At 74.4% G+C, this 12,325-nt stretch carries 12 protein-coding genes; 4 read left to right on the top strand and 8 right to left on the bottom strand.

The annotated features are described in order from the left end of the window. Nucleotides 1-30: 30 nt before the first annotated feature. From AC3X7R_RS07425 to AC3X7R_RS07405, 5 genes are all read right to left on the bottom strand, one after another. Nucleotides 31-981, bottom strand: coding sequence for a DUF808 domain-containing protein (locus AC3X7R_RS07425; RefSeq protein WP_489964938.1), 951 nt, complete (start codon nt 979-981; stop codon nt 31-33). A 120-nt stretch (nt 982-1,101) separates the two neighbouring features. Beyond that, nucleotides 1,102-2,139 carry an SIS domain-containing protein gene (locus AC3X7R_RS07420; protein ID WP_489964937.1) on the bottom strand — a complete coding sequence of 346 codons (1,038 nt, stop codon included), beginning with the start codon at nt 2,137-2,139 and terminating at the stop codon, nt 1,102-1,104. Between the two features lie 15 nt (nt 2,140-2,154). Beyond that, nucleotides 2,155-2,319, bottom strand: a complete 165-nt coding sequence (locus AC3X7R_RS07415) for a Trm112 family protein (protein WP_489964936.1) — start codon at nt 2,317-2,319, stop codon at nt 2,155-2,157. After that, nucleotides 2,319-3,713, bottom strand: coding sequence for a phosphomannomutase/phosphoglucomutase (locus tag AC3X7R_RS07410; RefSeq protein WP_489964935.1), 1,395 nt, complete (start codon nt 3,711-3,713; stop codon nt 2,319-2,321). Before AC3X7R_RS07410 ends, AC3X7R_RS07415 begins: the two co-directional genes overlap by 1 nt. A gap of 32 nt (nt 3,714-3,745) precedes the next feature. After that, on the bottom strand, nt 3,746-4,105 hold the full coding sequence (locus tag AC3X7R_RS07405) for a DUF3499 domain-containing protein (protein ID WP_489964934.1): 360 nt from the start codon (nt 4,103-4,105) through the stop codon (nt 3,746-3,748). Between the two features lie 49 nt (nt 4,106-4,154). Between AC3X7R_RS07405 and AC3X7R_RS07400 the strand changes: the two genes are divergently transcribed. Then, nucleotides 4,155-4,604 (top strand): metallopeptidase family protein, encoded by a 450-nt coding sequence (locus tag AC3X7R_RS07400; protein ID WP_489964933.1) that lies wholly within the window; start codon nt 4,155-4,157, stop codon nt 4,602-4,604. A 31-nt stretch (nt 4,605-4,635) separates the two neighbouring features. Here AC3X7R_RS07400 and AC3X7R_RS07395 read toward each other — a convergent pair whose 3' ends face one another. The 3 genes from AC3X7R_RS07395 to AC3X7R_RS07385 are packed head-to-tail and all read right to left on the bottom strand — an operon-like array spanning nt 4,636 to nt 9,269. Next, nucleotides 4,636-6,054: a DUF5719 family protein gene (locus AC3X7R_RS07395; protein WP_489964932.1), complete on the bottom strand. Its 1,419-nt coding sequence runs from the start codon at nt 6,052-6,054 to the stop codon at nt 4,636-4,638. After that, nucleotides 6,051-8,972, bottom strand: a complete 2,922-nt coding sequence (locus tag AC3X7R_RS07390) for a glycosyltransferase family 2 protein (protein ID WP_489964931.1) — start codon at nt 8,970-8,972, stop codon at nt 6,051-6,053. Before AC3X7R_RS07390 ends, AC3X7R_RS07395 begins: the two co-directional genes overlap by 4 nt. 42 nt (nt 8,973-9,014) lie before the next feature. Continuing rightward, nucleotides 9,015-9,269 carry a WhiB family transcriptional regulator gene (locus AC3X7R_RS07385; RefSeq protein WP_295662002.1) on the bottom strand — a complete coding sequence of 85 codons (255 nt, stop codon included), beginning with the start codon at nt 9,267-9,269 and terminating at the stop codon, nt 9,015-9,017. Nucleotides 9,270-9,500: 231 nt separating this feature from the next. On the opposite strand from AC3X7R_RS07385, the gene cofD reads away from it, so the two are divergent. Genes cofD through AC3X7R_RS07370 form a run of 3 tightly spaced genes read left to right on the top strand, consistent with a single transcriptional unit; the run spans nt 9,501 to nt 12,309 of the window. Next, entirely contained in the window at nt 9,501-10,496 is a 996-nt protein-coding gene (gene cofD / locus AC3X7R_RS07380) for a 2-phospho-L-lactate transferase (protein WP_489964930.1), read from the top strand. Next, nucleotides 10,496-11,515: a coenzyme F420-0:L-glutamate ligase gene (gene cofE, locus AC3X7R_RS07375; RefSeq protein ID WP_489964929.1), complete on the top strand. Its 1,020-nt coding sequence runs from the start codon at nt 10,496-10,498 to the stop codon at nt 11,513-11,515. Before cofD ends, cofE begins: the two co-directional genes overlap by 1 nt. A 59-nt stretch (nt 11,516-11,574) precedes the next feature. Then, nucleotides 11,575-12,309 carry a DUF3105 domain-containing protein gene (locus tag AC3X7R_RS07370; protein WP_489964928.1) on the top strand — a complete coding sequence of 245 codons (735 nt, stop codon included), beginning with the start codon at nt 11,575-11,577 and terminating at the stop codon, nt 12,307-12,309. The last annotated feature ends 16 nt before the right edge of the window (nt 12,310-12,325 follow it).

Raw genomic sequence — 12,325 nt, 5'->3', positions numbered from 1 at the left:
CCCGGGATCGCGCAATCCTCGAGGGGACCCTCAGTGCGCCTGCTTCGCCTTGCCGTGACCCAGCGGCAGGACGTGCATCACGCCCACCACCAGGGCCCCCACCACGAGACCGACGACGGCCGACGCGGCGGTGTTGGTCACCCAGCTGACGGCTCCCTCGAGCACGCCGATGGCGCCGGCCACATCCTCCTCGAGATGGTGGACCAGCTCGTACGGCGCGTGCCAGCCGAGCTCGTCCACGCCGACGAGCAGGATGTGGCCGCCGACCCAGAGCATCGCCACCGTGCCCACGATCCCGATGGCGGTGAGCAGGCGGGGCATGCCGCGGACCAGACCGTGGCCCAGGCGCCGCGAGAGGGAGGAGGCGCGGCGGGTCAGCGCGAGCCCGACGTCGTCCATCTTGACGATGAGGGCGACCACGCCGTAGACGAGCGCGGTGATGCCGAGCGCGACCACGACCAGGATGACCGCACGGGCCCAGAAGGACTCGTCCGCGACCTCGTTGAGGGAGATCACCATGATCTCGGCCGAGAGGATCAGGTCGGTGCGGACGGCACCGGAGATCATCTGCTTCTCCTGCTCCGGCCCGATCTCGGTGGCCAGCGCCTCGGTGTGGTCGTCGTGGCCGGAGACCTTCTGCCAGATCTTCTCCGCGCCCTCGAAACAGAGGTAGGTGCCGCCGAGCATCAGGATCGGCGTGAGCACCCAGGGCAGGAACTGGCTCAGCAGCAGGATGACCGGGAGGATCAGCAGCAGCTTGTTGCGCACCGAGCCGATCGCGATCTTCTTGATGATCGGCAGCTCCCGCTCCGCTGCCAGGCCGTGCACGTACTGCGGCGTCACCGCCGTGTCGTCGATCACCACGCCGGCGGCCTTGGCGCTGGCGCGCCCGGCTGCCGCGCCCACGTCGTCGATCGACGCCGCGGCCAGCCGGGCCAGGACGGCGACGTCGTCGAGCAGGGCGAAGAGGCCGCCGCTCATGCGCCCCTCCGCGAGCCGAGGAGACGCCTGCCGGTCAGCTCGTCCGGCGTCGCCGGCTCAGGAGAAGTGCGCACGTCCCGAAGAGTACCCAGTGCCGGGTCCACCGGCCCGGTGCCACTCTCACTCCTCGACGAGACCCGTGCCGAGGTAGGTGGCGGCGTACCGGCCGTGCAGGACCAGGGAGGCGTAGCGGGCGACCTCGGTCGTCGCGGTGTCGTCGCAGCTGACCGTCTCGATCCGGACCCCGCGGCTGCTCGCGGCCGCCTGCAGGCGGGTCCGGTCCTGCCGGGCGTACGCCTCCTGCGTGCCGTCGTCGAGCACCAGCAGCAACGGGCGCCGCTCGGTGGTCTCGTCGGCGAAGGGGTCGACGAAGACGTCGCGGGGCCGGGTCGCCTCCAGCACGGGCAGCAGGTGCTCGGCGTCCCCGGCCAGGGCCGAGGCGCCCGAGGCACGCCGCAGCGACTCCGCCACCCGCCGCGCGGCACGGGCCGCCAGCACCGAGCCGCCCCAGACGACCGGGGAGGTGTCGGCCAGCGCGATGGCCAGCATCTTGGCCGGGTTGACCGCCAGGTCGCGGTGCGGCGAGCAGGCGGTCGCCACCGCGTCCAGCGCCCCCGCGACCTCCTCGGCATCCGCCCGCGGCCCGAGCTGGGTGCGGTCGAGGTACTCCAGGGTCACCACGGCGGCCGCCAGCTGGTCACCGGTGGTCACCGGGAGGACGGTGCTCCAGCGCCCCGTGGCGTGCTCGGCGACCAGGGACGCGGGAGGACAGGCCACCACCGCCTGGGCACCGCGGCGTGCGGCCTCGCTGACCGCGGAGGCCGACCCCTGGTCGGAGCCCTCCGGCGCCAGCACGACGACCAGGTCGAGACTGCCCACCCAGCCCGGGAGGCCAGGCCCCGGCCAGGCCACGAACGGCACCGGGCACCACGGCTCGAGCACGGCGCGCAGCAGCCGCGAGTCCGGTCCGGCGGCCACCACCGCCCGGGGGCGGCTCCCCTCGAGCGCGCGTGCCACCGCTGCGGGCAGGACGTCACCCACCCCCGACATCTCCCGGCGGACCCGGGCACCGGACTCGGCCAGCGGACGCAGCAGCCCGTCGCGGGCCTCCAGGACTCGGGCGTCGTCGAGACGGGACTCGTCGAACCAGGTGCTCATGCGTGCCCTCCGGCGTCAGGCGGGTCGGCGGGCCTCGTCGAGCAGCAGCACCGGGATGTCGTCGCGCACAGGGTAGGCGTTGCCGCATCCCGAGCAGACCAGCTCGTCGCCCTGCACGGCCAGCGCGCTCCGGCACCCCGGGCAGGCGATGATCTCGAGCAGGGCGGGGTCGATGTTCATCATGAGCTCCTGATGGTGGCGAGGACGGTGTCGCGGATCTGGGTCATCGTGGCGTCGTCGCGACCCTCGGCGTTGAGCCGCAGCAGGGGCTCGGTGTTGGAGGCGCGGACGTTGAACCACCAGTCGGCGTGGGTGGCGGTGAACCCGTCGAGCTCGTCGACCTCGACGCCGTCGCGTGCGGAGTACTGCTCCCGCAGGGTCGCGAGGACGGCGGCCTGGTCGTCGACGGTGGAGTTGATCTCGCCGCTGGAGGGGTAGCGCTCATACTCGGCGAGCAGCTCCGAGAGGGTCCCGGAGGACTCCGCCAGCGCGGCCAGGACGTGCAGGGCGGCCAGCATCCCGGAGTCGGCGCGCCAGAAGTCACGGAAGTAGAAGTGGCCGCTGTGCTCGCCGCCGAAGACGGCGTCGGTCTCGGCCATCGTCGCCTTGATGAAGGAGTGCCCCACCCGGGTGCGGACCGGCTTGCCGCCGAGCTCACGCACCAGCTCGGGCACCGCCCGGGAGGTGATCAGGTTGTGGATGATGGTGGCGCCCGGGTGCTTGGCGAGCTCGCGCGCCGCGATCAGCGCGGTCAGGGTCGACGGCGGGACCGCGCGCCCCCGCTCGTCGACCAGGAAGCAGCGATCGGCGTCCCCGTCGAAGGCCAGGCCGAGGTCGGCCCCGGTCTCCACCACGCGGCCCTGCAGGTCCACCAGGTTCTCGGGCTCGATGGGGTTGGCCTCGTGGTTCGGGAAGGTGCCGTCGAGCTCGAAGTACATCGGGATCATCTCGACCTGGTCGGCACCGAGGCGTGCGAAGACCTCCGGCGCGGTCAGGCCGGCCATGCCGTTGCCGGCGTCGACGACCACCTTGAGCCGGCGCCCCCGCACCGGCGACAGGGAGAGCAGGTGGTCGGCGTAGGCGCCGAGCACGTCCTGCTCGGTGGTCGTCCCGGGCGTGGTCCCGTCGGGCACCAGGTGGGCGCCGGTGGTGGCCCGCAGCGCCACCAGGTCGCGGATCTCGGCGAGGCCGCTCTCCATGCCGATCGGCTGGGCGCCGGCCCGGCACATCTTCATGCCGTTGTACTGCGCGGGGTTGTGGCTGGCGGTGAACATCACGCCGGCGTGCCCCAGGTGCCCGGAGGCGAAGTAGAGCTGGTCGGTGGAGGCCAGGCCGATCATCACCACGTCGGCGCCCGCGCCGGCGGCGCCCTGGGCGAAGGCCTCGGCCATCCCGGGCGAGCTCGGCCGCATGTCGTGGCCGACGACCACCGTCGGGGCCTCCGTCACCAGGACGAAGGCGGCACCGGTGGCGCGGGCCAGGTCGTCGTCCAGCTGGTCCGGGACCGTGCCCCGGACGTCGTAGGCCTTGAAGATGGCGTCCAGGTTGGCGGGGTCGAGGGTGTCGGAGGACATGGGGCGCAGCCTAGCGGCAGGGCCGGGGCCGCTCAGTCCGTGGTCAGCACGCGCAGGTGACCACGGCGTACACCCCGGGTCGGGTCGTCCGCGGGATGCATCGGCGGGGCCGGCTCGGGAGGACGGGCGGCCTCGCGCACGGCGTCGGCCAGCGCGAGGAGGTCGTCGCCCGAGGGCCCCTGCGCCGACGGGTCCGGGGCGAGGCGCAGCACCTCCCACCCGCGCGGGGCGGAGAGACGCTCACTGTGCTGGTCGCACAGGTCGTAGGCGTGCGGCTCGGCGTAGGTCGCCAGTGGGCCCAGGACGGCCGTCTGGTCGGCGTACACATAGGTCAAGGTCGCCGTGGCGGCACGACCGCACGCGGTGCGCGAACAACGACGGGTATGACTCACGGGCCGCACGTTACCGGCCGCGCCCGGCCGCACGGTCTAGGCTCGCGGGATGGACCCGGTCGTGCCGTCACCCCCGCCGGGCGACCCGGCACCGCGGCGCCGGACCAGGGACCGCCGCGGCCGCGGACCCCGCGGTCCGGGCGTGCTGCGCAGCTCCGCGGCGGATCCGGTTCGACGCACCGCCCGGCACCGGTTCGACGAGCTCGTCCTCGACGTGGTCAAGGCGGTCGAGGACCGCTGGCACGACGATCTGGGGCTGGTGGAGTACGCGGTGGAGGACACCCCGCTGGTCCCCGACGACTGGGACGACGCCGTCCCCCTCTCCTCCCTGGTCAGGGGCGCGGGCGCCGACCCCACCCGGCTCGTCCTCTTCCGCCGGCCCATCGAGCACCGGTGCCAGGGCCCGGAGGAGACCCGTGCGCTCGTGCTCACCGTGGTGGTGGAGCAGGTCGCCGAGCTGCTGGGACGGTCGCCGGACGAGGTGGACCCGCGCCAGTAGGCCCGGCGCCCCGGACCGGTGGAGCCCGGGGTCAGTAGAGCCCGGGGCGGACCGCGGGGACCTCGCGACTCACCGGCAGCTCGCGCAGGGGGCGGACGCCCAGACCGGGCGGGCCCGTCTCCAGCGCCGCGTGGACCGGGACGCCGTCGAGCAGCAGCTCCAGGGAGCGCGCCTGGGAGGCCAGCGGGACCCGGGCGGCCTGACCGGGCTGGAGACTGACGTTGTCGGTGGAGACCTGGCGTCCCTCGGCGTCGCTGAGCACCACCGTCACGTCGGTGACCTGCGAGGCCCCGGCCAGCACCAGCCGCTTGGGCCCGCGCGGCAGGGGCGTCGCGGCACGGGAGACCACCGGCTCGGACCCGACGGCGTAGGAGAGGTCGTCCCCGGTGACCGAGCGCAACGTGGCGGAGACCGGGACGTCGCTGTCGAGCCTCAGCCCCACGGCGCCGCGGCCCGTGCGGCCCCGCAGCAGGCCACCCACGTCGGTGACGGCGGTCGAGCCGGGCGGGACGACCACCTCCTCGACGCCGGCGGGGGCGAACTCGCTGCGCGGGGTGACGATCCGGATCGACACCCGGGCCTCGTCCGCCCCCGGGTTGGCCAGCACCAGCCGTCGGGAGCCGGTGCCGCCGCCGAGCCCCAGGAGGTAGTCGGTGGTCCTCGGCGCGGAGGACCCCGGAAGCCAGTCGGCGGTGCTGGCGCCGCCCCCCAGCTCCTCGAAGCGGTCGACCACGGTGGCCGCCAGCCGACCACGCGAGACCTTGACCTGCAGGGTCAGCGCGTCGCGCCGGGGCACCACCGCGGCCAGGTCCACGGTGGTCGACCTGCCCCCGCGCACCGTGAGACCGCGCAGGGCGGGCACCTCGACCGGACCGTCCTCCCCCAGCACCGTGACGTCGGCGACCGCAGGCCCGCCGTCGGGGTTCACCAGCACGAGCTCCGAGCGGCTCTCGGCACCGGCCCCCACCCCGGTGAACCAGCGCTCGGCCTCGGGGGCGAGACACTCCACCCCGGCTCCGGCGCCGTTGCGCGTGGCGACCAGGCCGGGGGCGGCGGCACCGTCCCCACGCAGCACCACCACGCCGCGGTCGCTCAGCTCGACCACCCGCCCGGGGGTGGCGTCGAGCTCCTCGTCCCGTCCAGGCACCCGCAGCGTGCCGTCGGCCGACGTCTCCGCCTCCCCCGCCGCGGCGCCGGCGACCATCGCGGCGACCACCTCGGTGCCGGGCAGGGCGGGCGGACAGACGAGCGAGACCCGGGTCAGGGGCGCGACGGTCGGGTCCTGGCCGGGATCCTCGGTGGGAGCGGGGTTGACCAGGGCCAATGCGCCCAGCGTGAGCAGGGGGACGACCATCGCCAGCAGGGTGGTCGAGCTGATGGAGCGCTCGCGCGGCTCGGCGACCCGGCGCCGGGCGCCGGTGGGGCGGGGGGTGGGGGTCTCGTCGCTCACGAGCGCTCCCTCCGCCCGGCGATCGTGGGGGCGGCGAGGACCAGCGCGACCACGAGGGCCGCTGCCTGGACGACCAGGAGGACGACCCGGCCGGCGGTGACCCGGCTCTCCACCGCGGAGTCGTCCAGCGGACGGTCGACCCGCCAGGCGCGGGTGCTGCGGTCCTCCGTGCTCGCCTGGACCAGTCCCGAGACGGCGTCCAGCTCGGCGGCCACCCGCCCGTCGGCGGGCGCGGCGAGGACGACGTACTCGATCCCGTGGGCGGCCAGCGCCGCGACGTCCGCGGGGGCGGGGCTGGAGGCCAGCGCGGTCACGGTGCGCGTCATCTCCTCGTCCTCGTCGGCCAGGCTGAGCACCTCGTCCTCCCCCACCGTGACGCCGTCGCCCCGGCGGACCCGGTAGCTGAGACCGGTGTCGACCGAGCCGCGGAGCACCAGGACCCCGTGCTCGTCGCCGGTCAGGGAGCTCTGGGCCATGTAGGCGGGGACGGCCTCGACGACGTCCTCGCCGAAGGAGTCCTGCGCGTCCAGCACCCACCACGCGAGCCCGCCCAGGGGCACCACGGCGGCCGCGGCTGCCACGACGCCGGCCAGCACCCGCTGCCACCAGGGGTGCCGCGAGACGAGCCGGCGGGTCCACGCCTCGGCACCCAGCACGGTGGCCACCACGGCCACCCCCTGGAGGACCACCACGAAGAAGCCGAGGCTGGGAGGGGTGGAGGTGGCGGGCAGGCGCAGGGTCACGAAGCCGAGAGCCGCGACCACCACCGCGGCCGCCAGCGCGATCACCCAGCAGATGGTCACCGGCACCCGGGTGAGGCGGGGGGCGATGGCCAGGATCGCGAAGAGACCGATCAGCGCGCCGAGCCACCACGGGGCACCGAGCTCGCCCAGCCGTCCGGTCACCAGGTCGGTGAACCCCGCCTCGGCGAGCGGCAGCCGCCCCGCCTCGAGCAGCAGCCCGGTGCCGGACCCGGTCGCCAGCAGGGGCAGCAACCACGGCAGCAGCAGCACGGGCACCACCCCGAGGGCGAGAGCCGGGGGGCCCCAGGCGGACCTGTCCCGCAGGAGACGGGGACTGATCACGAAGCCCGCGGCCACCACGATGCCCGCGGCGAGCAGACCGAAGAGCCAGACGCCGGGCACGAAGGAGGCGGCGAGGGCGAGGAGCAGACCGGTGCGCCAGGCGGCGCGCCAACGCCGGTCGGGCTCGGGGTCGGCGAAGCCGAGCGCGGCGTGCGCGATCCAGGGAAGCAGCCCCGCCAGCACCACGGTGCCGAAGCGCCCCTCACCCCACGCCCCCGAGGTGGCCGGCACCAGCGCGTAGGTGGCCGCGCCCCAGAAGAGGACCCACTGCGGCAGCCCGGCGGGGTCGACCAGGCGGCCCACCACACGCAGGAACCGCCAGGCACCCCAGAGCGTCAGCGGGACCGCCAGGAGCATCACCACGCTGACCACGGCCCCGGGGCTGCCGCCCAGCACGGTCCCCAGCAGCGCGAAGACCGCGACGTAGGCCGGCGCCGGGACGTCGGTGCCGGTGCCCAGCGGGTGCCGCGTCTCGACGTAGAGACGCCACCAGTCCCCCACCGAGGCGGGCACCGGCGAGAGCGCACCGCCCTGGATCTCGCCGAGGGCGGCCCGGGCCGCGACCAGGGCCAGCAGCACGAAGAGGGTGACGGAGACGGCCAGGGGGTTGGTGAGGAACCGGACGACCAGACCGGTGTCCTCGAAGAGTTCCTCCTCCTCGTCCCCCGTCGGGCCGGTCTGGCCCGACTGTCCGGAGGCTCGGGGCTGGTCGCGCCCCACCGCACCGGGGGTCCCCGGCTCCGCGGCGGCGCGGGCGGCACGGCGCCGCTCGGCGACGTCCTGGGCCTGCCCCACCAGGGCCTGGAAGAGGTCTGAGAGGAAGTCGAGGCCGTGCCGGTACGGCACCCACCACGGGGCGAGCAGGCCGCGAACCTCACGCGGCCGGACCCCGTGCTCCTTCGCGCGGCGGCGCCGGGCCTCGCGCACCTGGCCGGGGCGGCCGTAGACGTTGACCAGGGCGGCCAGCTCGTCCAGCGCCTCGCCGACCGAGCGCACCAGGAGGAAGCCGAGGACCCGCAGCAGGGTGCCGAAGAGCAGCCGCACGACCTGCCACGGCAGGCGCCGCGACTCCACGTTGGCCAGCAGCGTGAAGAGCGCGGCCCGCCGCTCCTGGTAGTGCGTGTGCCGTCCGGTCAGCGGGGTGCGACGGATCCCGCGGTGCGCCGCCTCGGCGTGGAAGACCACCGCCTGGGGCACCACGAGCGTCCGCAGGCCCGCGCGGGCCGCCCGCCAGCCGAAGTCCAGGTCGTTGCCGAACATCGGGAGGGCCTCGTCGAGGCCGCCCAGCCGCTCGAGTGCCGAGCGCCGGACCAGCATGCCCGCGGTGTTGACCGCGAGCACGTCGCGCACCTGGTCGTGCTGTCCCTGGTCGTACTCACCGCGCTCGAGGCCGGTCTCTCGGCGGCCGGTGCCGGAGATGGTGACCCCGAGCTCGAGGAGCCGGCGCAACGAGGGCCACTCGCGCAGCTTCGGACCCAGGACCTGGGCGTCGGGGTGCTCCTCGGCCGCCGCGACCAGCGCCGCGAGCGCGTCCGGGTCGGGAGCGGAGTCGTCGTGCAGCAGCCAGATCCACTCGTCCTGGTCGTCGCCCTCCACCGGGGGCAGGTGCTCGAGGGCGAGCCGGACGGCTGCGGGGAAGGAGGTGGAGCCGGGCGCCGCGAGGACGGCGGTCTCGGAGAAGGCGTCGCGGACCAGCTGGGCCGACTGGTCCTTGCTGCCGGTGTCGACCGCGATCCCGCGGTCCACGGGGCGGCGCTGGCGACGCACGCCGCGCAGCACCCCGGGAAGCCACCTCTCCCCGTCATGGCTGACAAGGACGGCGGAGACGATCACCGGGGCAGCCTAACCACCGCCCGATGGCCGTCGGAGCGGGGCTCAGACGGCGCGTTTCTTCAGCTTGCGGCGCTCACGCTCGGAGAGTCCTCCCCAGATGCCGAAGCGCTCGTCGTTCATCAGTGCGTACTCGAGGCAGTCGTCCCGGACGTCGCAGGTCAGACAGACCTTCTTCGCCTCCCGGGTGGACCCGCCCTTCTCGGGGAAGAACGCCTCCGGATCGGTCTGCGCGCAGAGCGCGCGATCCTGCCAGCCCATCTCCTCGGCGTCGGAATCAAGGAGAAACAGTTCTCGCATATGCCCTCGCCTCTCGACCCTGCAGGTCCTGCCGGACCTCGTGTTGCTGTCCCCGTCGTCCCGGGCTGTGTGCCCGAAGTCTCACGGCGTGAAACTGTGAAGAACACTGTGGGAATTACATGCCTGTCGTACCGCGGAAGTCAAGCCCGGACGTGTTATATCCACCGCTTCCCCCGAGCCTGACCAGACCACCTGTCCGGCTTGCGCACGGCTCGGGCGAAGATATGTCCCATGCACAACATCACGGTCCTCTCCGGTGGTATGGGCGGTGCCCGTTTCCTCCAGGGCCTGACGCAGGGCATCGCGGCCCGGAGCATCCCGGGCCTCGCCCCGGACGCGACGGTCACGGTGATCGGGAACACCGCCGACGACCTCTGGCTCCACGGACTCAAGGTCTGTCCCGACCTGGACACCGTGATGTACACCCTGGGCGACGGTATCGACCCCGCCCGCGGGTGGGGACGCCGGGAGGAGACCTGGAGCGTCAAGGAGGAGCTGGCCGCCTACGGGGTCGAGCCCACCTGGTTCGGGCTCGGCGACCGGGACGTCGCCACCCACCTGGTCCGCACCCAGATGCTGGAGGCCGGCTACCCGCTCTCCACCGTCACCGAGGCGCTGTGCCGGCGGTGGCAGCCGGGGGTCCGGCTCCTGCCGATGACCGACGACCGGGTCGAGACCCACGTGGCGATCGCGGACCCCGAGGCGCCGAGCGGGCGCCGCGTCGTCCACTTCCAGGAGTACTGGGTGCGGCTGCGCGCCGAGGTGCCGGCCGAGGCCGTCCTCTTCGTGGGACTCGACTCGGCGACCCCCGCGCCGGGAGTGCTGGACTCCCTCGCCGAGGCCGACCTGGTCCTGCTGCCGCCCTCCAACCCGGTCGTCTCCCTCGGCACCATCCTCGGCGTGCCGGGAGTCCGTGAGGCCCTGACCGCCACCCCGGCCCCCGTCGTGGGGCTCTCCCCCGTGGTCGGCGCCAGCCACGTGCGCGGGATGGCGGAGCAGATGCTCCGTGCGGTGGGCGTCGAGGTCAGCGCCGGCGCGGTGGGGCGGCACTACGGCGCCCGGAGCGCGGGTGGCGTCCTGGACGGGTGGCTGGTCGACGAGCGGGACGCCGACCAGGTCGCGGCGACGGAGCAGGCGGGCCTGCCGACGCGGGCCGTGCCGCTGATGATGACCTCCCCCGAGGCCACCGCCGCCATGGTCGCCGCCGCGGTGGAGCTGGTGCGCTGATGGCGGCCTCCGGCCGTCTCGAGGTGGTCGCTCCCGACGGTGTCGGCGAGGTCGCTCCCGGCGACGACCTGGGCGCCCTGCTGGTCGACGTCCTGGCCGGGCTCGACTCGCCGGTGCGCGACGGGGACGTGGTGGTGGTGACCAGCAAGATCGTCAGCAAGGCCGAGGGCCGGCTCGTCGACGTCGGCGAGCACGCGGCGGCCCTGGAGGCCGAGACGGTGCGCACGGTGGCGAGCCGGGGACAGACCAGGATCGTGCGCAGCCGGCTCGGCCTGGTGATGGCGGCGGCCGGCATCGACCGGTCCAACGTGCCGGGCGGCAGCATCGCCCTGCTCCCCCTGGACCCGGACGCCTCCGCGGCGCGCCTGCGCGAGCGGCTGCGGACCGCGCTCGGCGTCAACGTCGCCGTGGTGGTCACCGACACCGCCGGGCGGGCGTGGCGCGAGGGCCAGACGGACATCGCGATCGGCGTCGCCGGGCTCGAGCCGCTGGAGAGCCACGTGGGACGGGTGGACGCGCACGGGCACGAGCTGGCGGTCACCGCTCCCGCGGTGGCCGACGAGCTCGCCGGCGCCGTCGAGCTGGCGCAGGGCAAGCTCGGCGGGCGCCCGGTGGCGCTCGTGCGGGGCCGGCCCGACCTGGTCCTCGCGGCCGGGGTCGACGGGCCGGGCGCGCGGGCGCTGCAGCGTCCGGCGCACGGGGACATGTTCGGCCTGGGGACCCGCGAGGCGGTCGTCGCGGCGCTGCTGGGCGACGCGGAGGACCGGGCCGTCTTCGGGGCGCCGGTCGCGGCGGCGGAGCTGGCCGGGGTGCTGCGCCGCCTCGACCCCTCGGCCGAGGTCGTCCCCGTGGGGGAGCTGGACCCGGCCGGCGCACCGGGTCCCCACCTCGCCCAGGTGGCCGCCGGCACGTCCCGGACCGCGGTGGCGGCCCTCTGCTTCAGCCACGGCTGGCGCCTCGCGGGATGGTCCTCGGACGCGGATCGAGCCTTCGCTCGCATCTCACCTGCGGTTCCGTAGACTGCACGCCGACCCGCCCCCCGGCGGACCGCTGGAGACGAGACGAGGACGCCCCCGACGTGGCCAACAAGGACAAGACGAGCCGACAGGCCGTCATCGACGACATCCGCAAGAAGCAGAAGTCAGCCGACCGTCGCAAGGGCAGCGCCATCATCGCCGTCGCCGTGCTGGCGGGTCTGCTGATCGTCGGCTCCGCGGTCTGGGCGGCCACCGGCGACTCCCGCGAGCTCAGCCAGTTCAAGGACCAGGCGCTCAGCGAGATCGGCGCCCCGGCGTCGAGCTGCCAGAAGGTCGAGACCAAGGAGGCCAGCGGGAGCCAGGACCACGTGCCCGAGGGGACCCCCCTGGAGTACGAGGACGCCCCTCCCGCCTTCGGCCAGCACTACGACATCTGGGACACGATCGACCGGAAGTTCTACACCGACGACCGCCCGGACATCGGCGAGCTCGTGCACAACCTCGAGCACGGCTACACGGTGCTCTGGTACGACGAGACCGTCGCCGACGACGACGAGCAGATGCGGACGCTGCGCGGCATCGCCAGCAAGTTCGACAACGACGACAACTGGCGCAACAAGTTCAAGGCCGTGCCGTGGCGTGACGACGACGGCGGCGAGTTCCCCGAGGGCCAGCGCATCGCGCTGACCCACTGGTCGATCGGCGGGGCCGGCAACCAGGACCAGTCCAAGCAGGTCGGCGTCTGGCAGTACTGCTCCGAGCCCAGCGGCGAGGCGCTCGAGCAGTTCATGAGCGACTACCCCTACATGGACTCCCCCGAGCCCGACGCCATCTGAGCGGAGCGCGCACGAG

This window comes from Nocardioides sp. Z22_16 (assembly GCF_058134365.1).
This window is presented reverse-complemented; position numbering and strand designations above follow the sequence as displayed.